This is a genomic window from Sideroxyarcus sp. TK5 (genome assembly GCF_054601595.1).
Map to the genome: position 1 here is coordinate 51,387 of NZ_BAAHSJ010000001.1, position 18,496 is coordinate 69,882.

Sequence of the window (18,496 nt, forward strand, 5' to 3'; positions counted from 1 at the left end):
TTGGCCAAGACCTATACCGCGCAGAACTTCCTCAACCGTGAACTCGGCCAGCTCGAGTTCAACCGGCGCGTGCTGGCGCAGGCCGAGGACCCCTCGGTGCCGCTGCTGGAGCGTCTGAGATACCTGTGCATCGTCAGCAGCAATCTGGATGAGTTCTTCGAGATTCGTATCGCCGGTCTCAAGGAACAGATCCGTTTGCATGGCATCGCAACCGGTCCGGATGGCCTGGGTGCCTCACAAGCGATGAAACGGCTGTTCGATCCGACGCATCAACTGATCGCGCGTCAATACCAGTTGTTCAACGAAGAACTGGTACCCGCACTGGCCGCCCAAGGCATCAAGTTTCTGCGTCGTACGCATTGGAACGAGGCACAGCAAGTCTGGGTCAAGGACTTCTTCCTGCGCGAGGTGATGCCGCTGTTGACGCCCATAGGTCTTGATCCGGCACATCCCTTCCCGCGCGTAAGCAACAAGATACTAAATTTCGCCGTCGAGTTGCAGGGCAAGGATGCCTTCGGTCGCAACTCGGCCAAGGCGGTGGTGCAAGCGCCGCGCGCCTTGCCGCGCGCCATCGTCATGCCGCCGGAGATCGCCGCTTGTCCGCACGGATTCGTATTCCTGTCTTCCATCCTGCACGCGCACGTGGGCGAGCTGTTCGCCGGTATGGAGGTGAAGGGCTGTTATCAGTTCCGCGTGACACGCAACAGCGACCTGTTCGTGGATGAGGAAGAGGTGAAGAACCTGCGCATCAGCCTGCAGGGCGAATTGCCGCAGCGCCATTTTGGCGATGCGGTGCGGCTGGAGGTGGCGGACAACTGTCCGCAGGAGTTGGCCGAGTTCCTGTTGCAGCAGTTCGAGCTGGGCGCGGACGACCTGTACCGCGTGCATGGCCCGGTCAACCTGGTGCGCCTGATGGGCATCCCCGACAAAGTGGAACGCCCTGACCTCAAATTCCCCGATTTCGTGCCCGGCCTTCCCACGGTGCTGAAGAAGAAGGGCGCGGACATGTTCCAGGCCATCCGCAAGAGCGACATCCTGTTGCACCATCCCTACCAGTCGTTCAAACCGGTGCTGGATTTCATCCGCCAGGCGGCCAGTGATCCCGACGTGGTGGCCATCAAGCAGACGGTGTACCGCACCGGTGTCGATTCCGAGTTGATGGAGGCGCTGATCGCTGCAGCCAAGCGTGGCAAGGAAGTCACCGTGGTGGTGGAGTTGCTGGCGCGCTTCGACGAAGAGGCCAACATCAATTGGGCCTCGCGTCTGGAGCAGGTCGGTGCGCATGTGGTGTATGGCGTGGTCGGCCACAAGACACATGCCAAGATGCTCATGGTGGTGCGCCGTGAAGAAGGCAAGCTGCTCCGCTACGTGCATTTGGGCACCGGCAACTATCATCCGCGTACCGCGCGCCTGTACACCGATTTCGGCCTGATGACCTGCCATGAAGAGATCGGTGCCGACGTGAACGAGTTGTTCATGCAGCTCACCAGTCTTGGCAAAGCGAGCAAGCTCAAGCACTTGTGGCAGTCGCCGTTCACCTTGCACAACAAGGTGCTGGAAGCCATCCGCAACGAGATCGCACAGGCCCAGGCGGGCAAGCCGGCACGCGTCATCGCCAAGATGAACGCGCTGCTGGAGCCGGAAACCATCAATACCCTGTATGAGGCTTCGCAAGCCGGGGTCGAGGTGGATCTGATCGTGCGCGGCGTGTGTGCCTTGCGTCCCGGGGTGAAAGGACTGTCGGAGAACATCCGCGTGCGCTCCATCATCGGCCGCTTCCTCGAACACACGCGTATCTTCTACTTTCACAATGGCGGCAAGGAAGACGTCTTCCTTGCCAGCGCCGACTGGATGGACCGCAACTTCTTCCGCCGTATCGAGGCCTGCTTCCCCGTTCTGGACAAAAAGCTGAAGAAACGTGTGCTGGAAGAGGGATTGGGGATATACCTCAAGGACAATCTGCTGGCTTGGGAGATGGACTGCAACGGCTTCTGGCATCGCAAGAAGCCGGGGCGCGGCAAGGCCATCAATGCCCAACTGCAGCTGGCGATGGAGCTCGGTCAGCTGCAGACGGCACTGCCTGAAGAAACTTAGTGCTTTTTGGGACGGCCGGTCTTGATCGGTGTCAGGCCGGAGATCACGCGTTTCAGCTGCAGCACACTGCTCTTGTCCAGCAACTGCAGACCGGCACGCAACAGCGCGCTCTTCTTCACCGGCAAGCCGGCGGCTTGCGCCTTTTCTTTCAACTTCGCGATCAACGCGTAGTCATCCTGCGGCATGCTGAAACTGTCGCGAACCACTTTCACCTTCTTGGGCGCGGCAACTTTCTTGGCCGTTTTGGCGGCAGGTCTTGCAGCCAGTTTTGCGATGGCTGTTCGGCGGGTAGCCGTGGCGGGTTTGCGTGCGGCGGGGGTTGCTTTCTTTGATGCGGATGTGACCATGTCGTAGCCTCCGGTTGGGTGATGGCAAAAACAGTATAGTCGGTATATCCTGCTGACACGATTGTAATATTTCGGGAGAGGCAGCATGGAACTGATACTTTGGCGGCATGCCGAGGCAGAAGACGGAACGCCCGATCTCGAACGCGGATTGACCGCAAAAGGACACAAGCAGGCCGACAAGATGGCGAGTTTCCTGCGCGCCAGATTGCCCGAGCATACCCGTATTCTGGTCAGTCCGGCCAAGCGCACCCAGCAGACCGCACTCGCCCTCACCAAACACTACATCACCGACGCCGCGCTGGGCACCGCCGCCACCCCGCAGAATGTGCTGGACGCGGTCGGCTGGCCCGATGCTACAGGCACGGTGCTGGTGGTCGGCCACCAGCCCACATTGGGGCAGATCGCCGCCCGCCTGTTGTCGGATTCGAATGCCGGTTTCAGCGTCAAGAAAGGCGCAGTGTGGTGGCTGGTGCGCAAACCGAACGAAGGCGATTTCCAGACCAGCCTGAAGCTGGTCATCGCCCCGGAAAGCCTGTAACGCAAGGGAGAAGAAAATGTTTGAATCCGCCGAACTAGGACACAAGATAGACAAAGCCACCTATGACACCGAAGTGCCCAAGCTGCGCGAAGCCTTGCTGGATGCGCAGATGGAGCTGGCGAAACAGGCGAAATTCCCGGTCGTCATCCTGATCGGCGGTGTGGATGGCGCAGGGCGCGGCGAGACGGTGAACCTGCTCAATGAATGGATGGACCCGCGTTTCCTGCAGACACACGGCATGGGCGAACCTTCCGACGAGGAACTCGACCGACCCATGATGTGGCGCTTCTGGCGCGCGCTGCCGCCCAAAGGGCGCATCGGCATCTTCCTCGGCTCCTGGTATACCTGGCCCATCCTCAACCGCGTGCGTGGTGTGACCAAGAACGCCGAGCTGGACCAGAGTCTGGAGCGCGCCAAGCGACTGGAGAAGATGCTGGTGGACGAGGGTGCGCTGGTGCTCAAGTTCTGGATGCATCTGTCCAAGGAGAAGCAGCAGAAACGGCTCAAGTCGCTGGAGAAGGATCCCAAGACGCGCTGGCGTGTGACCAAGCGTGACTGGGAACACTACACCATGTATGACAAGTTCAGCGCCGTCAACGAAAGGGTGATCCGTCATACCAGCACCGCTGTCGCGCCGTGGACCATCGTCGAAGGCTACGACCCCCGTTATCGCAGCCTCACCGTGGGCAAGATCATCCTCGATGCGATCGAGAAGCGGATGAAGGCGGCCGAGAAGAAACCGGCTGCCATCACCGCGCCACCGCCGATGCCGTCCATCGACCGGCTGAACGTGCTGAAGACGCTGGACCTGAAGCAGAAGCTGGACAAGAAGAAGTATGAGGCCGAACTGGAGAAATACCAGGGCAAGCTGGCCCTGCTCACGCGCTCGCCAAAATTCGGCAAGATCACCGTGCTCGCCATGTTCGAGGGCAACGATGCCGCCGGAAAGGGCGGTGCCATCCGACGCATCACCAGTGCACTCGACGCGCGGCAATACAACATCGTGCCCATCGCCGCGCCCACCGAAGAAGAGCGGGCCCAGCCCTATCTGTGGCGCTTCTGGCGGCACATCCCGCGCAAGGGACGCGTCATCATCTTCGACCGTTCCTGGTATGGCCGCGTGCTGGTGGAGCGCGTCGAGAAGTTCTGTTCCGAGGCAGACTGGATGCGCGCCTACAGCGAGATCAACGACTTCGAGACGCAGTTGGACCGGCACGACATCGTGGTGGTCAAGTTCTGGCTGGCGATCAGCAAGGAAGAGCAGCTGCGCCGTTTCAAGGAGCGCGAGAAGATCGGCTTCAAGCGATTCAAGATCACCGAGGAGGATTGGCGCAACCGCGAGAAGTGGGACGACTACGAACGTGCGGTGTGTGACATGGTGGACCGCACCAGCACCGAGATCGCGCCGTGGACGCTGGTCGAGGCCAACGACAAGAACTTCGCGCGCATCAAGGTGCTGAAGACATTGAGCGACCGCATCGAAGCGGCACTGAAGAAAGTGAAATAGGGCGCGCTGGCTGGACGCACCGCAGGTCAGGACAGCCGGTGTTCCTGGATCAGCACGTATGGTATTGCGACCACGGCCCACACGATAGCGTCGGCATCATGCCAGGCAAGCGCCTGGGCATCGGTGACACGGGCGATGTGGCCGTGTTCCATCCACTCCGCGACTTGCGCCGCATTGTCCTTGGCGATCTGGTAGGCCACCTCGACCAGGTCGAGCTCTGGCCCGACATACACCGTCGCACCACTAGCAAAAAATCGTTGCAGCTCTCGCCAGGCTATCTGCGCGGTCTCGAGATTGATCTGGCCGCGCAGCAGCTTTTCGTTCTTCTCCGGATTCATGCTTGCTCATTCCTCAGGTTACTCATCACATTGCGTGTTTCCAGCTCGCTCCATATGGCCTGCGCGATGTTCACCCAGGCACCTTGCTGCCGGGAGAGGGCGTCCAGCTGCGTCATGTAGGCTGGGCCGAAGGTGGTGACATTGGCCTTGTGCATCAGCACTGCCAGTCCATACAGCTCGATCTTGATGCGCGCTTGCATGTCACCGCTCGCAGCCGCCTTGCCGTAGCTCTCCAGATGGCTCAACACATCATGGGCGAAATGGTGCAGCGCAGCATGGTCATTGCAATCCAGCCGCAGAAGCAGGCACTTGCGTTCGATCTCCAGCTCCAGCTCCCGTTCGATCTGCATTTCGATTTCCGTGCCGAACATATCAGCTTGTTCCGCCACGCAGATAGTTGTCTTTCACGCGGTTGTAATGCTCGGCGGAATAACGCAGGTAACGCAACTCGTCCCCGGTCAGCGCGCGTACCGCCTTGGCCGGACGGCCCATGTACAGCATGCCCGCCTCCAGTGTCTTCCCGGGTGAGATCAAACTGCCCGCACCCACCATCACATGATCGGGGATCACCACATCGTCCATGATGATGGACCCCATGCCGATCAGGCACTCGTTACCGATGCGGCAGCCGTGCAATATCACCGAGTGGCCGACCGTCACGTAGTCGCCGATGATGAGCGGCGAGCCATCCGGTTTGTCGGGTGTCTTGTGCGACACATGGCCCATGCTCAGGTCCTGCACGTTGGAACCGCGCCCGATCACGATGCGGTTCACATCACCGCGCAACACCGTGTTGCACCAGACGGAACTATCCTCGCCGATCGTCACATCGCCGATCACCTGGCAGGAAGGGTGCAGGTAGACCTTGTGCCCGATGACAGGCGTAGTGTCGAGGTAGCTGGATAACGGCATTGCCCGACTCACACGAAATTCAGTTCGACGAAGAACTCATGACCGTTCATGTTCACCGGCAACAGCATGGTCTGCCCGTCGTGATGATGCGCGATCTCGTGGCCATCGCCGTGCATCATGCGTGGTGTCTGCATATCGAACTCCATACCCTTCTCGGACAGGATGCGCTTCGCACCACCCGCCAGCATATTGGAAATCTCGCCCGCCAGACCGGCTGCTTCCCCATCGATGGTTGTGATCTCCTCACCCAGCAGCCTGCGGGAGATCTCGTTCAGGGCAGGCATGGGCAAGCAGATGGCCACGCTGCCGCGTGCGTCATCGGAGCTCATGCCGATCAGGGCAGAGACGCCGCTTTGCACAGTATTCGCCGGTTTCGGAAAGGGGGTGCCCATCTCGACTTTGGTACCCATCATCGTCTCGAAGATCGAGTGAAGGGAATCGACCAGCGCATCGAGGATGACGGCATCCCGCTGACTGATATCACGAGACGGCGTCTCCCCCTTGCCGGATTTTGTGGTGCGTATCTTGCGTACCATCATGTCCTCCCGAAACTGAGTGCACATTGTAAGGCCCATACACACGCGCATCCGCAGGAATAACCAGCTATTCGCCTATCCCTGTCGTCACTGAAAAGCCGCGCACAAGCAATATCTGTCGATGCACGAGCCGCGTAGCCTACTTCACCAGCCTCCACTGCATCGTCTCGCCAGCCCGTAGCGGCACCAGCTTATGCTCGCCGAATCCCACCGAAGCAGGCACCTGCCACGCATCCTTGCGCAGCGTGATCGTCTCTGTGTTGCGCGGCAGGCCGTAATAATCCGCACCGTAGAAGCTGGCGAACGCCTCCAGCTTGTCCAGCGCACCCGCGTTGTCGAATGCTTCGGCATACAGCTCGATGGCGCTGTGCGCGGTATAGCAGCCGGCACAGCCGCAGGCGTTCTCCTTGGTGTGCTGGGCGTGCGGGGCGCTGTCGGTGCCGAGGAAGAATTTCCTGCTGCCGCTGGTGGCGGCTTTGACCAGCGCTTCGCGGTGCGTCTCGCGCTTCAATATCGGCAGGCAGTAGAAGTGCGGGCGGATGCCGCCGACCAGCATGGCGTTGCGGTTGTAGAGCAGGTGCTGCGGGGTAAGCGTGGCGGCGATGGTGTCGGGTGCGCTGGCGACGAACTGCGCGGCATCTTTGGTGGTGATGTGTTCGAACACCACGCGCAGGCCGGGCAGGTCTTTCAGCAGCGGTTGCATCACGCGCTCGATGAACACGGCTTCGCGGTCGAAGATGTCGATATCCGCGCTGGTGACTTCGCCGTGCACCAGCAGCGGCATGCCGCAACGCTGCATCTCTTCCAGCGCGGCATAGGTCTTGCGCAGGTCGGTGACGCCAGCATCGGAGTTAGTGGTGGCACCCGCCGGGTACAGCTTCACCGCATGCACCACACCGCTGGCTTTGGCTTTTTTGATCTCTTCGGCACTGGTGATATCGGTGAGGTACAGCGTCATCAGCGGTTCGAACTTCATGCCCGCCGGCAATGCCTTGAGGATGCGCTCGCGGTAGGCCACGGCCTGCGCGGTGGTGGTGATCGGGGGGCGCAGATTAGGCATGACGATGGCGCGGGCGAACTGGCGGGCGGTGTCGGGCAGCACCGAAGCCATCAGCGCGTCGTCGCGCAAGTGCAGGTGCCAGTCGTCGGGGCGGGTGAGGGTGAGTTGTTGCATGGAAGAATCCCGGCTGATTGAAGTCAGCCGGGATTGTAGCGCGATTGCTCGCGAGTCGTTCGGTGCCACCTAGTCGACGTGTTTGCGCGAATGGCCCGGGAAGAAGCGGCGTACGATGACGAAGAACACCGGCACCAGGAACACGGCGAACAGCGTGGCGGTGAGCATGCCGCCGATGACGCCGGTACCGATGGCGTGGCGGCTCTGCGCGCCCGCGCCGGTGGAGATGGCCAGCGGCAGCACGCCCGCCATGAAGGCGAACGAGGTCATCAGGATGGGGCGGAACCGCAGACGGCAGGCTTCCAGCGTGGCGTCCACCAAGCTCATGCCCTCGTCCTGCAGCTTGCGCGCGAACTCGATGATCAGGATCGCGTTCTTGGAAGACAGGCCGATGATGGCGATCAGGCCGACCTTGAAGTACACATCGTTCGGCAACTCTCGCAGCGTCACCGCCAGCAGCGCGCCGAACACGCCCAGCGGTACCGCCAGCATCACCGCGAACGGGATGGACCAGCTCTCGTACAGCGCCGCCAGACACAGGAACACCACGATGATGGAGACGCCGAACAGCAGCGAGGATTGCGCGCCGGACTGGATCTCCTCGCGCGCGGTGCCCGACCATTCGAAACCGAATCCCGGCGGCAGCTTGGCGGCGATCTCCTGCATCGCCTGCATCGCTTCACCGGAACTGCGTCCGGGCGCGGGACCGCCGGCGATCTTCATCGCGGGCAGGCCGTTGTAACGATCCAGCTTGGGCGAACCGCTGATCCAGCTCGCCTTGGCGATGGCGGACAACGGCACCATGCCGCCCTGCTTGTTGCGCACGGCGATGTTGAGGATGTCGTCCGGCGTGCGGCGTGTGTCGGCCTCGGCCTGCATCTGCACGCGCAGTACGCGACCCTGACGCACGAAGTCGTTGATGTAGGCACCGCCCAGCATGGATTGCAGGGTCTCGTTCAGGTCGGTGATGGAGACGCCCAGCGCCTCGGCCTTGACGCGGTCCACGTCGAGGAACAGCTGCGGGCCGGCTTCCTGGCCTTCGGGACGCACGCCGGCCAACACAGGATTCTGCATCGCCATGCCCAGTGCCATGTTGCGCGCTTCCAGCAGTTTCTCACGGCCCATACCGCCGCGGTCCTGCAGGCGGAAGTCGAAACCGCCGGCCGCCGCCAGCTCAGGGATGGGCGGCGGGTTGATGGCGAAGATCATCGCCTGCTTGATGCGGAACAGCGCCATGTTGGCGTTGCGCGCCAGCGTGTTGGAATTGCTGGCCTCGCCCGGGCGCTCACTCCAGTCTTTCAGGCGCACGAAAGTGATGGCCGCGTTCTGGCCGCGACCGAAGAAAGAGAAACCCGCCACACCGATCACGTGGTCGACTTCCTTCAGGCCGAGGTAATACTGCTCCACCTGCGACAGCACTTCGACCGTGCGGTCATGCGTTGCGCCCGGCGGCAGCTGGATCACGCTGACGAAATAGCCCTGGTCTTCCGACGGCAGGAAGCTGCCCGGCAGTTTGCTGAACATCCAGCCCACGGCCACGAGGATGGCGGCATAGACCAGCAGGTAGCGCGCAGCCTTGCGGACGATCTTGCCGACCACGCCGACATATCGCTGGGTCAGGCGGGCGAAGGCATCATGGAACCAGTGCAGGGGGCCGCTGGAAGGCACCAGATCATCCTTACCCGGTGTGTGCTTGAGCAGGGTGGCACACAACGCGGGCGTGAGCGTCAGCGCCATCAGCGCCGAGAAGCCCATGGTCAGCACCAGCGTCACAGCGAACTGGCGATAGATCGCGCCGGTCGATCCGGGGAACAGCGCCATGGGGATGAACACGGCGGAGAGCACCAGCGTGATGGCGATGATGGCACCGATGATCTGGTCCATCGCCTTGCGTGTGGCTTCGCGCGGCGGCAGGTTCTCCGTGGTCATGATGCGCTCCACGTTCTCCACCACCACGATGGCATCGTCCACCACGATACCGATGGCGAGCACCATGGCGAACAGCGTCAGCACGTTGATGGAATAACCCAGCAGATACAGGCCGACCAGCGCACCGACCAGCGCGATGGGGATCACGATGGTGGGGATCAGCGTGGCGCGCAGGTTGCCGAGGAACAGGTACATCACCAGGAACACCAGTAGCAGCGCCTCGGCCAGGCTCTTCAGCACTTCCTTGATGGAGATCTCGATGAACTTGGAGGTGTCATACGGCACCAGCCAGTCGACGCCCTGGGGAAAGAACTTCGCCATCTCGGTCATGCGCGCCTTTACGGCGGACACGGTCTCCAGCGCGTTGGCGTCGGGCGTCAGGCGGATGGCGATGCCGGCAGCGGGCTGGCCGTCGATGCGCGCACGTACCGAGTAGTCCTGCGCGCCCAGCTCCACGCGGGCTACATCCTTCACGCGCAGGGTGGAGCCGTCCGGATCGGTGCGGATCAGGATGTTGCCGAACTCTTCCGGTGTGGCGAGGCGGCTTCTGGTCACGATCACCGCATTCAGTTCCTGACCGGACGCGGAAGGCAGCTGGCCCAGTTCACCTGTGGACATCTGCGCGTTCTGCGCGCGCACGGCTTTGGAGATGTCGACCGGCGAGACGCCATAGGCCTGTAGCTTCTCCGGCTTCAGCCACAGGCGCATCGAATACTCGGTACCGAACAGCATGGCTTCGCCCACACCGGGCACGCGGCGCACACTGTCCAGCACGTTGGCGGCGGCATAGCTGCCCAGCGCCACGTTGTCGTAACTCTTGTCCGGCGAGATCAGCGACACGATCATCACGTAGTTGCGTGCCGACTTGGTCACCGTCACGCCCATGCGCCGCACTTCCTCCGGCAGGCGGATCTCGGCGCGCTTGACGCGGTTCTGTGTCTCGACCGAAGCGAAGTCGAGGTTGGTGCCGGCCTCGAAGGTCAGCGTGATGCTGCCGCGCCCCAGCTCGGCGGCGGACTCCATGTACAGCAGGTCCTCTATGCCGTTCATCTCCTGTTCGAGCAGGGCGATGACGGTCTCTTCCACCACGTCGGCCGAAGCGCCGGGATAGGTGACGCTGACCGACAGCGCGGGCGGTGCGACGGAGGGATATTGCGCGATGGGGAGGCCGCGCAGTGCCAGCACACCGGCCAGCAGGATGACCAGCGCGATGACCCACGCGAAGATGGGGCGGTCGATGAAGAAGCGGGCGAGCATGGCGTGTTACTTCGCAGCGGAAAGCTGGCTTTCCATCTTCATGGTGGTCGCCAGCGGCACCGGTTTCACCACGGTGCCGGGGCGTGCCTTCTGCAGGCCATTGACGATGACCTGGTCGCCCGGTTTCAGGCCGGAAGCGATGACGAAATCCGCTCCCGCCATGCCGCCGGTAGTGACCGGGCGCGGCGCGACCTTGCCGTCCGGGCCCACGGTCATCACGAACTGGCCCTGTGCGCCGGACTGCACCGCGCGCTGCGGCACGCGGATCACGTTCTCCGCCATCGCCTCGGGGAAGCGCAGACGCACGAACATGCCGGGTAGCAGCTCGCGTTTCGGGTTAGGGAACTGGGCGCGCAGGGAGACCGAGCCGGTGTTGGCATCCACTGCCAGGTCGGTGAAGAAGATGCGGCCGGTCTTGTGATACACGCTGCCGTCCTCCAGCATCAGCTCGACGTCGGCGGCATCGGCGCGTTTCAGCACGCCGGTCGCCACGGCCTGGCGCAGGCGCAGCAGATCGGCGGCGGACTGGGAGAAATTCACATACACCGGGTCGAGTTGCTCGACGGTCGCCAGCAGGGTGGCGGCATTCTTGCTAACCAGTGCGCCCTCGCTCACTTCGCTGCGGCCGATGTGACCGGAGATGGGCGCGGGTGCGCCGGCGTTGGTGACGTCCTCGTTGGCACGCACCAGTGCCGCGCGCGCCTGCGCCGCCTTGGCCAGGGTCAGGTCGTATTCCTGCTGGCTGATGGCCTTGATCTCGAGCAGGCGCTTGGCGCGATCCAGATTCTGGTAGGCCAGCGCGGCGTCGGCATTGGCCGCCTCGGCAGTAGCGCGATAGTTGCGTGCATCGATGCGGAACAACTGTGTGCCCTCGGTCACTTCGCTGCCTTCCTTGAACAGGCGCTGCTCCACCACGCCATCCACGCGAGCGCGCACTTGCGCGGTGCGGAAGGCTTGCACGCGGCCCGGCAGGTCGCGCGTGTAAGTGGCATTGCCAGTGGCGATGGTGACGACTTCGACCTCGGGCGGCGGCGGCATGGCCCCGGCTCCGGCGGCGGGTGCGGCGGATTTCTTATCACCGGCACCGCAGGCAGCCAGAGACAGCGCCAGCAGGACAGGGAGGAATTTGGATGCGGGATTCATTGCGTCCTCGAAAGATCGGATCGTGATGCGGGAGGGCGAGTTTAGCAAAGCCGACGCGAATAACAACCGCGTACTTAAGCGGATTTGAGGGACAGTGCCTTCTGGTAGAGCGCGTTCTTGTTCTGTCCGGTGATCTGCACGGCGAGTTGCACTGCCTGTTTGAGCGGCAGTTCTTCCAGTAGCAATGTGAGCACCCGCTCTGCCTCGGCATCAAGTTCCTCGGTGCGCTCTGCCGCGCCCGACACCAGCAGCACGAACTCGCCGCGCTGGTTGTTGGGGTCGCTGTTCAGCCAGTCCAGCGCGACACTCAGCTTGCAGCGATGGATGCTCTCGAACAGTTTGGTGATCTCGCGCGCGAACACGATCTCGCGCTCGTCGCCGAACACGGCCTGCAGGTCGGCCGTGCATTCGAGGATGCGGTGCGGGGCCTCGTAGAAGGCCAGCGTGCAGGTCTGGTTGGCGAGTGCCTGCAGCGCGGCGCGGCGCGCGGCGGATTTGTTGGGCAGGAAACCGTAGAACAGGAAATGCGGATTGACCAGACCCGAGGCGGACAAGGCGGTGACCACGGCGGAGGCGCCGGGGATAGGGATGGCACGAAAGCCTGCTGCGCGCACGGCTTCCACCAGCACCGCACCGGGATCGCTGACGGCAGGGGTGCCGGCATCGGTCACCAGCGCGACGCTTTGCCCTTGTTGTAACAATTCAATGATACGGTCTGCGGAACCGCGTTCGTTGTGCTGGTGCACGGCGAGCAGCATGGCATCGCCGATGCCATGATGTTGCAACAGATGACGGGTATTACGCGTATCTTCGGCTGCCACGACGTCCACGCCGTTCAGGATGTCGAGCGCACGCAGCGTGATGTCACTCAGATTTCCAATCGGGGTGGCGACTACATATAATGCGCATTCGATTCTTTTATTGGTCCTGCTATGCAAACGAGTATCCCCGGGTTGAGATGGTTGCGCGGTCTGTTGATCGCCGCACTATACGTGAGCGTGTTTGGCTGCGCTACTCCGCCACAGCCCCCAGTCCCTGTTACTGCTCCAGCAGCAACGACCGAAAAACCCGCCGCCGAAGCGCCCGTCGTCGAGACCGGCATCGTCGATATCGAGCAACCGCAGGTCGAGCCGGTACTGCCCAAGTTAGCGGAAGGTGCGGAACACCATATCGCATTGATCCTGCCACTGCGTTCGCCCGTGTTCGGCCGCGCCGCGGAAGCGGTGCAACTGGGTTTCCTGTCTGCGGCGGAACTGCAGCCCAATGAATTGCCGGTGCGCGTCTACTCCGCCAGCGACGAGAAGTTCGAGGTCGATGCCTTGTATCGCCAGGCGCTGGAGCAGGGCGCGTTGGCGGTGGCCGGCCCGCTCACCCGCAACGGCGTTGCGGCATTGGCCGCGAATCCCGCGCTGCCGGTGCCGACGCTGGCGTTGAACGTGCTGGAGGGCGAGCGCGGCGACCAGTTGTATTTCTTCGGGCTTCCCCCCGAACTGGAAGCACGCCAGGCCGCGCAGTGGGCGGCCAGCAACGGCCTGCTCACCGCCACCGTGGTACGCACCGACAGCGCCTTGTCCAAGCGGCTGGCGCAGGCGTTCGAGGAAGAATGGCAGCGCACCGGCGGGGTGTTGTGGCCGGAGATCGTGTACGAGGGCGACCCGAGCGAGATCCGTCTGCTGGGCGGCGAAGCGGGCAGCATGGTGTTCATGGCCGCAGAGCCGGACAAGGCGCGACTGATCCGGCCCTATATTTTCGCCGACATCCCGGTCTACACCACGTCGCAGGTGTTCATCGGCAACGGCAACAATCTGGTCAATTTCGATCTGGGCGAGGTGCGCTTTTACGACATGCCCTGGGTGATCCAGCCCGACCATCCGGCGGTCATGGTCTACCCGCGCGCGGAGCCGCCCTATCCGACGGACATGGAGCGATTGTTCGCGCTGGGCATCGACGCCTACCGCATGCTGCAGGTGTTGTACCACCACAATACGAGCAACGGCCTGCCGCTGGACGGTGTCACCGGCAAGCTGTCGCTGGAAGGTCATCAGGTCAAACGCGAAGGTGTGAAGTCCACCATGCGCAACGGTCAGGGCATGACGCTGGAAGCCGCGCTGAGAGGGCCGCAGCCGCCCATGCCGACGTCGGTGCCGGAAGAGTGACCGGATGAAGGCCGGTGCGCGGGCCGAACAGACTGCTGCACGGTATCTGCAGCATCAGGGCCTGCGACTGCTGCAAAGCAACTATTGCTGCCGCTTCGGCGAGATCGACCTGGTCATGGAAGATCGCGGGTCGCTGGTGTTCGTCGAAGTGCGCTTGCGCACGCGGACGGAGTTCGGCGGAGCGGCGGCCAGCATCGACGCGCGCAAACAGCACAAGCTCATCCTCGCCGCGCAGCATTACCTTTCTTCCGTGTCGCCGACGCCGCCTTGCCGTTTCGATGCCGTGCTGCTCGGCGCGGCCGAAGGAAGCGAAGGCATCGAGTGGCTGAAGAACGCCTTCCAGATAGGGTAAAATCGGGCCCGTTCACCAACGAGAAATCCTACATATGACACTCGCAAAACGCGTCAGCAAACATTTCGACGATAGCGCCGAGATCAAACTCCAGAGCAAGAAGGTGCTGGCCCAGCCGGTCGCCGATGCGGCGCAGGCCATGGTCAACTGCCTGATGCATGACGGCAAGATCCTTGCCTGCGGCAACGGCGGATCCGCCGCCGACGCGCAGCACTTCGCCGCCGAGTTGATCAACCGTTTCGAGGTCGAGCGTCCGGGCCTGCCGGCCATCGCGCTCACCACCGACAGTTCGGTGCTCACCTCCATCGCCAACGATTACGACTACAAGCAGATATTCTCCAAACAGGTGCGTGCGCTCGGCATGGAAGGCGATGTGCTGCTCGCCATCTCCACCAGCGGCAGTTCGCCCAACGTGGTGGAAGCCATCGAAGCCGCGCACGAGCGCGGCATGGTCGTGGTCGCATTCACCGGCCGCGACGGCGGACAGATCGGTGCGATGCTGCAGGAAGGCGATTTCCACCTGTGCGTACCGACGCAGAGAACGGCACGCATCCAGGAAGTGCACCTGCTCATGCTGCATTGCCTGTGCGATGTGATAGATCATGTCCTGCTGGGGGGCGAGTGATGATCGGACGCTGGCCGCTGGTCGCGCTGTTCCTGCTTGCGCTGCTGCAAGGTTGCGCCCAGACGCAGGGCATCACCGATCCGCAGATCGAGCGCCGCAGCGCCGCAGCCGTGCAGGACGACCGCAATATCGAGTACACCTCGCGCCAGCGCATCGCCGACAAGTATCGCAGCAACATCCAGGTGAACGTCACCTGCTTCAACCGTTTCGCCCTGATCACCGGACAAGTGCCGGACGATGCGACCAAGCAGGGCATAGAGCGCATCGTGAGCGGCATCTCTCCCATCAAGGGCATTGCCAACGAACTGCATGTGGCGCGCGCGGCCGATACCGGCGTGCGTCGCAGCGATTCCGGTATATCGGGCGATGTGCGCACACGGTTCCTTGAAGACAAGTCTTTCAATCGTGAGCACATCAAGGTCTACACCGAAGAAGGCGTAGTCTATCTGCTGGGCATCGTCACCCGCGCCGAGGCCGATGCGGCCTCCGAGATCGCGGCCACCACGCGCGGCGTGAAAAAAGTGGTACGCGTGTTCGAGTACATGCAGTGATGTACCCGACCCCGAGCTTCGAAGACAAGTTGTGCACGGCAGATGATTTGGCTGCCAAGGTGGCTGCGCTGCCGCGTCCCGTGGTGTTCACCAACGGCTGTTTCGACGTGCTGCACCGCGGTCATGTCACCTATCTGGCGCAGGCACGCGCGCTGGGCGCATCGCTCGTCGTCGGCGTCAACAGTGACGCGTCGGTGAAACGTTTGGGCAAGGGGGATGACCGCCCCATCAACAACGAGGTCGATCGCATGGCGGTGCTCGCCGCGCTGGAAGCGGTGAGCCTGGTGGTGAAGTTCGACGAGGACACGCCGCTGAACCTGATCCTCGCCTGCAAGCCGGACAAGCTGGTCAAAGGCGGGGACTGGACGCCGGACCGCATCGTCGGCGCAAAAGAAGTACAGGGCTGGGGCGGCAGTGTGCACAGCATCCCCTTCCTGCACGAACGCTCCACCACCGCATTGCTCAAGAAGATACGCTCACTATGAATGCCATCCCGACCGAGATCGTCCTGCACCAGAAATCCAACTCACTGGAGATCGCCTTCTCCGACGGCGCACGTTTCAACCTGCCGGCCGAGTTCCTGCGTGTCCAGTCGCCTTCCGCAGAAGTGCGCGGACACGGCCCGGGTCAGGAGACCTTGCAGGTCGGCAAGCGCAACGTCGTGCTCAAGGGGCTGGAACCTGCGGGTAGCTACGCGCTGAAACTGGAATTCGACGACGGCCACGACAGCGGCCTGTACGACTGGGACCTGCTCTACACGCTGGGGCAGAACCAGCAGGAGTTGTGGCAGGAATATCTGGACAAGCTGCAGGCGGCAGGTGCCATGCGCGATCCGAAATAGGAGAAACCATCATGGCAAAGACACACTTCGGATTCGAGACCGTAGACGAGAGCGAGAAGGCGAAGAAGGTCGCGGGCGTGTTCACCTCCGTCGCCAGCAAGTACGACATCATGAACGACCTCATGTCGGTCGGTCTGCATCGCGTGTGGAAACCCTTTGCGGTCGGTCTGGCCAATGTGCACGAAGGCCAGCGCGTGCTGGACGTGGCAGGCGGCTCGGGCGACCTGACCAAACTGTTCCTGAAGAAGGTCGGCCGCAGCGGTCAGGTCGTCCTCACGGACATCAACAACGCCATGCTGCGCGTCGGTCGCGACCGCATGCTGGACAACGGCACACCGACACCCACCGCACAGTGCGATGCCGAACATCTGCCCTTCCCGGATAACTATTTCGACTGCGTCAGCATCGCTTTCGGCCTGCGCAACGTCACCCACAAGGACGCCGCCCTGCGCGAGATGAAACGCGTGCTCAAACCCGGTGGACGCGTCATCGTGCTGGAATTCTCCAAGGTCGCCAAACCGCTGGAGAAGATGTACGACCTGTACTCCTTCAAGTTGCTGCCCAAGATGGGCGAACTCATCGCCAACGACGCCGACAGCTACCGCTACCTTGCCGAATCCATCCGCATGCATCCGGGTCAGGAAGAACTGAAACAGATGATGGTCGATGCGGGACTGGAGCGCGTCGAGTACTTCAATATGACCGGCGGCGTGGTGGCAGTGCATCGGGGATACAAGCTGTAATCCGCATCGTTGCATCCCCCATACGCCTGGTTACGCTGCGCTCTCGTCCCCTGTTGGGTGCCCGACCGGCCTTACTAATCTTTTACTTATAGGAAACACCATGTCCGATCTGCCCAAGTGTCCCAAATGCGACTCACCCTTCACCTATGAGGACGGTGACAACTACGTCTGCCCGGAATGCGGTTGGGAATGGAGCAAGCATGAGACCGCCGATGCCGGCGAGGAGCAGAAGGTGTTCAAGGACGCGTTCGGCACGGTGTTGAATGACGGGGATACGGTCACTGTCATCAAGGACCTGAAGATCAAGGGCTCGTCCTCGGTGGTGAAGGTCGGTACCAAGGTGAAGAACATCCGTCTGGTGGACGGCGACCACGACATCGACTGCAAGATCGATGGCATCGGCGCGATGCAGTTGAAGACCGAGTTCGTGAAGAAGGCGTAACAAGGAGCTGTCATGAGCGGCTGGGGTTGTCCGCACGAGGTCGACGGCAAGTGCCAGAAGGTGCTGAACCTGCCGTGCGACATCGGCATGAAAGGTTGTGTGCTGGCAGGGCGTTTCCGTTTTGCCGATCCGGGCAAGAACCGCACACGCAAAAAGGTGCAGGACGATACGTCCGCGCCGGCCTCGAACGACAAGGAAAGATGATGAGATTCGTGTCCGGGCTGCTCCTGCTTTGCGCGGCAGCGCAGGTGCAGTCAGCCGCCTTGCCGCGGCCCGACCACATCGTCATCGTGATCGAGGAGAACAAGTCGTACTCGCAGATCATCGGCAATCCCGACGCACCCTATATCAACGCGCTGGCGCAACGCGGTGCGCTGTTCACAAACTCGCACGGCATCACCCATCCCAGCCAGCCCAACTACCTGGCTTTGTTCAGCGGCAGCACACGCGGCATCGGCAGCAATACCTGTCCGCTCGATCTGTCCGGTGACAATCTCGCCAGTGCCTTGCAGGAAAAAGAGCTGAGCTTCATCAGTTATTCGGAATCGATGCCGACGACCGGCTACCCGGGGTGTCGCTACGGCGCGTATATGCGCAAACACAATCCGGTGGCGAACTGGAAGGAACTGGCATCGGCGAACCAGCCGCTGACTGCCTGGCCGCGGGACTATACGAAGCTGCCCACCGTCTCTTTCGTCGTGCCAGACCAGCGCCACGACATGCACGATGGCAGCATCGCGCAGGGCGATGCATGGTTGAAACAGAACATCGAAGGCTATGCGCAATGGGCGATGGACAACAACAGCCTGCTCATAGTCACTTTCGACGAGGACGATGGATCGGAAGGGAATCGCATCGTCACTTTGTTCGTCGGTCAGATGGTGAAGCCGGGCAAGTATGCACAGCGTATCGACCACTACAGCGTGCTGGGCACCATCCTGCACATGCACGGCCTGCCGGGACTGAACGAGAGTGCCCGCGCGGAAACGATTGGGGGCGTTTGGCGCTAGG

General features: G+C 62.2%; 22 protein-coding genes. 13 read left to right on the forward strand and 9 right to left on the reverse strand.

Features of this window, described 5'->3' with window-relative positions; genetic code table 11:
- Positions 1-2,094 carry a polyphosphate kinase 1 gene (ppk1, locus tag ACYPYQ_RS00245; RefSeq protein ID WP_459717559.1) on the forward strand — a complete coding sequence of 698 codons (2,094 nt, stop codon included), beginning with the start codon at positions 1-3 and terminating at the stop codon, positions 2,092-2,094.
- Here the strand turns inward: ppk1 and ACYPYQ_RS00250 are convergent.
- On the reverse strand, positions 2,091-2,441 hold the full coding sequence (locus tag ACYPYQ_RS00250; RefSeq protein WP_459717568.1) for a hypothetical protein: 351 nt from the start codon (positions 2,439-2,441) through the stop codon (positions 2,091-2,093). The two genes, ppk1 and ACYPYQ_RS00250, sit on opposite strands and share 4 nt — an antisense overlap.
- Positions 2,442-2,526: 85 nt before the next feature.
- Here ACYPYQ_RS00250 and ACYPYQ_RS00255 point away from each other — a divergent pair, with 85 nt between their 5' ends.
- Positions 2,527-2,979, forward strand: a complete 453-nt coding sequence (locus ACYPYQ_RS00255) for a SixA phosphatase family protein (RefSeq protein ID WP_459717571.1) — start codon at positions 2,527-2,529, stop codon at positions 2,977-2,979.
- Positions 2,980-2,995: 16 nt separating this feature from the next.
- Positions 2,996-4,486: a polyphosphate:AMP phosphotransferase gene (gene pap / locus ACYPYQ_RS00260; RefSeq protein WP_459717574.1), complete on the forward strand. Its 1,491-nt coding sequence runs from the start codon at positions 2,996-2,998 to the stop codon at positions 4,484-4,486.
- Between the two features lie 26 nt (positions 4,487-4,512).
- On the opposite strand, the gene ACYPYQ_RS00265 is transcribed toward pap, so the two are convergent.
- The 8 genes from ACYPYQ_RS00265 to rsmI form a co-directional block, all read right to left on the reverse strand.
- A complete protein-coding gene (locus ACYPYQ_RS00265) occupies positions 4,513-4,824 on the reverse strand; it encodes a DUF2288 domain-containing protein (protein WP_459717577.1) in 312 nt (103 codons plus the stop codon).
- Positions 4,821-5,174, reverse strand: coding sequence for a hypothetical protein (locus ACYPYQ_RS00270; RefSeq protein ID WP_459717580.1), 354 nt, complete (start codon positions 5,172-5,174; stop codon positions 4,821-4,823). Before ACYPYQ_RS00270 ends, ACYPYQ_RS00265 begins: the two co-directional genes overlap by 4 nt.
- Before the next feature lie 22 nt (positions 5,175-5,196).
- Complete coding sequence (locus tag ACYPYQ_RS00275) at positions 5,197-5,736, reverse strand: gamma carbonic anhydrase family protein (protein WP_459717583.1); 540 nt, start codon at positions 5,734-5,736, stop codon at positions 5,197-5,199.
- A gap of 8 nt (positions 5,737-5,744) precedes the next feature.
- Positions 5,745-6,272, reverse strand: coding sequence for a chemotaxis protein CheX (locus ACYPYQ_RS00280; RefSeq protein ID WP_459717586.1), 528 nt, complete (start codon positions 6,270-6,272; stop codon positions 5,745-5,747).
- Positions 6,273-6,411: 139 nt separating this feature from the next.
- On the reverse strand, positions 6,412-7,446 hold the full coding sequence (gene pyrC, locus ACYPYQ_RS00285) for a dihydroorotase (RefSeq protein WP_459717589.1): 1,035 nt from the start codon (positions 7,444-7,446) through the stop codon (positions 6,412-6,414).
- Positions 7,447-7,515: 69 nt separating this feature from the next.
- Entirely contained in the window at positions 7,516-10,632 is a 3,117-nt protein-coding gene (locus ACYPYQ_RS00290) for an efflux RND transporter permease subunit (RefSeq protein WP_459717592.1), read from the reverse strand.
- Between the two features lie 6 nt (positions 10,633-10,638).
- Positions 10,639-11,775 carry an efflux RND transporter periplasmic adaptor subunit gene (locus ACYPYQ_RS00295; RefSeq protein WP_459717594.1) on the reverse strand — a complete coding sequence of 379 codons (1,137 nt, stop codon included), beginning with the start codon at positions 11,773-11,775 and terminating at the stop codon, positions 10,639-10,641.
- Between the two features lie 74 nt (positions 11,776-11,849).
- Entirely contained in the window at positions 11,850-12,713 is an 864-nt protein-coding gene (gene rsmI / locus ACYPYQ_RS00300; protein ID WP_459717598.1) for a 16S rRNA (cytidine(1402)-2'-O)-methyltransferase, read from the reverse strand.
- A gap of 15 nt (positions 12,714-12,728) precedes the next feature.
- On the opposite strand from rsmI, the gene ACYPYQ_RS00305 reads away from it, so the two are divergent.
- The 10 genes from ACYPYQ_RS00305 to ACYPYQ_RS00350 all read left to right on the forward strand — a co-directional run bounded on the left by ACYPYQ_RS00305 (position 12,729) and on the right by ACYPYQ_RS00350 (position 18,495).
- Positions 12,729-13,931 (forward strand): penicillin-binding protein activator, encoded by a 1,203-nt coding sequence (locus ACYPYQ_RS00305; RefSeq protein WP_459717601.1) that lies wholly within the window; start codon positions 12,729-12,731, stop codon positions 13,929-13,931.
- Between the two features lie 4 nt (positions 13,932-13,935).
- Positions 13,936-14,283: a YraN family protein gene (locus ACYPYQ_RS00310; protein WP_459717604.1), complete on the forward strand. Its 348-nt coding sequence runs from the start codon at positions 13,936-13,938 to the stop codon at positions 14,281-14,283.
- A 34-nt stretch (positions 14,284-14,317) separates the two neighbouring features.
- Positions 14,318-14,908: a phosphoheptose isomerase gene (locus ACYPYQ_RS00315; protein ID WP_459717607.1), complete on the forward strand. Its 591-nt coding sequence runs from the start codon at positions 14,318-14,320 to the stop codon at positions 14,906-14,908.
- Positions 14,908-15,459: a BON domain-containing protein gene (locus ACYPYQ_RS00320; RefSeq protein ID WP_459717610.1), complete on the forward strand. Its 552-nt coding sequence runs from the start codon at positions 14,908-14,910 to the stop codon at positions 15,457-15,459. The genes ACYPYQ_RS00315 and ACYPYQ_RS00320 overlap by 1 nt, the downstream gene beginning before the upstream one ends.
- On the forward strand, positions 15,459-15,944 hold the full coding sequence (rfaE2, locus tag ACYPYQ_RS00325; protein ID WP_459719275.1) for a D-glycero-beta-D-manno-heptose 1-phosphate adenylyltransferase: 486 nt from the start codon (positions 15,459-15,461) through the stop codon (positions 15,942-15,944). The genes ACYPYQ_RS00320 and rfaE2 overlap by 1 nt, the downstream gene beginning before the upstream one ends.
- A complete protein-coding gene (locus ACYPYQ_RS00330; RefSeq protein WP_459717614.1) occupies positions 15,941-16,300 on the forward strand; it encodes a gamma-butyrobetaine hydroxylase family protein in 360 nt (119 codons plus the stop codon). Before rfaE2 ends, ACYPYQ_RS00330 begins: the two co-directional genes overlap by 4 nt.
- Positions 16,301-16,311: 11 nt before the next feature.
- Positions 16,312-17,043, forward strand: coding sequence for a bifunctional demethylmenaquinone methyltransferase/2-methoxy-6-polyprenyl-1,4-benzoquinol methylase UbiE (gene ubiE, locus ACYPYQ_RS00335; RefSeq protein WP_459717617.1), 732 nt, complete (start codon positions 16,312-16,314; stop codon positions 17,041-17,043).
- Positions 17,044-17,143: 100 nt separating this feature from the next.
- Positions 17,144-17,485, forward strand: a complete 342-nt coding sequence (locus ACYPYQ_RS00340) for a zinc ribbon domain-containing protein YjdM (protein WP_459717621.1) — start codon at positions 17,144-17,146, stop codon at positions 17,483-17,485.
- A 12-nt stretch (positions 17,486-17,497) separates the two neighbouring features.
- Positions 17,498-17,689 carry a hypothetical protein gene (locus tag ACYPYQ_RS00345; protein WP_459717624.1) on the forward strand — a complete coding sequence of 64 codons (192 nt, stop codon included), beginning with the start codon at positions 17,498-17,500 and terminating at the stop codon, positions 17,687-17,689.
- Positions 17,689-18,495: an alkaline phosphatase family protein gene (locus ACYPYQ_RS00350; RefSeq protein ID WP_459717627.1), complete on the forward strand. Its 807-nt coding sequence runs from the start codon at positions 17,689-17,691 to the stop codon at positions 18,493-18,495. Before ACYPYQ_RS00345 ends, ACYPYQ_RS00350 begins: the two co-directional genes overlap by 1 nt.
- Position 18,496 lies beyond the last annotated feature (1 nt).

Coding starts and splice junctions, on each gene's coding strand:
- ACYPYQ_RS00290 (WP_459717592.1), bottom strand. CDS start 10,632: ATGCTCGCCCGCTTCTTCATCGACCGCCCCATCTTCGCGTGGGTCATC.
- ACYPYQ_RS00340 (WP_459717621.1), top strand. CDS start 17,144: ATGTCCGATCTGCCCAAGTGTCCCAAATGCGACTCACCCTTCACCTAT.
- ACYPYQ_RS00350 (WP_459717627.1), top strand. CDS start 17,689: ATGAGATTCGTGTCCGGGCTGCTCCTGCTTTGCGCGGCAGCGCAGGTG.
- ubiE (WP_459717617.1), top strand. CDS start 16,312: ATGGCAAAGACACACTTCGGATTCGAGACCGTAGACGAGAGCGAGAAG.
- ACYPYQ_RS00275 (WP_459717583.1), bottom strand. CDS start 5,736: ATGCCGTTATCCAGCTACCTCGACACTACGCCTGTCATCGGGCACAAG.
- ACYPYQ_RS00280 (WP_459717586.1), bottom strand. CDS start 6,272: ATGGTACGCAAGATACGCACCACAAAATCCGGCAAGGGGGAGACGCCG.
- ACYPYQ_RS00330 (WP_459717614.1), top strand. CDS start 15,941: ATGAATGCCATCCCGACCGAGATCGTCCTGCACCAGAAATCCAACTCA.
- ACYPYQ_RS00345 (WP_459717624.1), top strand. CDS start 17,498: ATGAGCGGCTGGGGTTGTCCGCACGAGGTCGACGGCAAGTGCCAGAAG.
- ACYPYQ_RS00315 (WP_459717607.1), top strand. CDS start 14,318: ATGACACTCGCAAAACGCGTCAGCAAACATTTCGACGATAGCGCCGAG.
- ACYPYQ_RS00320 (WP_459717610.1), top strand. CDS start 14,908: ATGATCGGACGCTGGCCGCTGGTCGCGCTGTTCCTGCTTGCGCTGCTG.
- ACYPYQ_RS00295 (WP_459717594.1), bottom strand. CDS start 11,775: ATGAATCCCGCATCCAAATTCCTCCCTGTCCTGCTGGCGCTGTCTCTG.
- ACYPYQ_RS00255 (WP_459717571.1), top strand. CDS start 2,527: ATGGAACTGATACTTTGGCGGCATGCCGAGGCAGAAGACGGAACGCCC.
- rfaE2 (WP_459719275.1), top strand. CDS start 15,459: ATGTACCCGACCCCGAGCTTCGAAGACAAGTTGTGCACGGCAGATGAT.
- ACYPYQ_RS00310 (WP_459717604.1), top strand. CDS start 13,936: ATGAAGGCCGGTGCGCGGGCCGAACAGACTGCTGCACGGTATCTGCAG.
- ACYPYQ_RS00265 (WP_459717577.1), bottom strand. CDS start 4,824: ATGAATCCGGAGAAGAACGAAAAGCTGCTGCGCGGCCAGATCAATCTC.
- pap (WP_459717574.1), top strand. CDS start 2,996: ATGTTTGAATCCGCCGAACTAGGACACAAGATAGACAAAGCCACCTAT.
- pyrC (WP_459717589.1), bottom strand. CDS start 7,446: ATGCAACAACTCACCCTCACCCGCCCCGACGACTGGCACCTGCACTTG.
- ACYPYQ_RS00250 (WP_459717568.1), bottom strand. CDS start 2,441: ATGGTCACATCCGCATCAAAGAAAGCAACCCCCGCCGCACGCAAACCC.
- ACYPYQ_RS00270 (WP_459717580.1), bottom strand. CDS start 5,174: ATGCAGATCGAACGGGAGCTGGAGCTGGAGATCGAACGCAAGTGCCTG.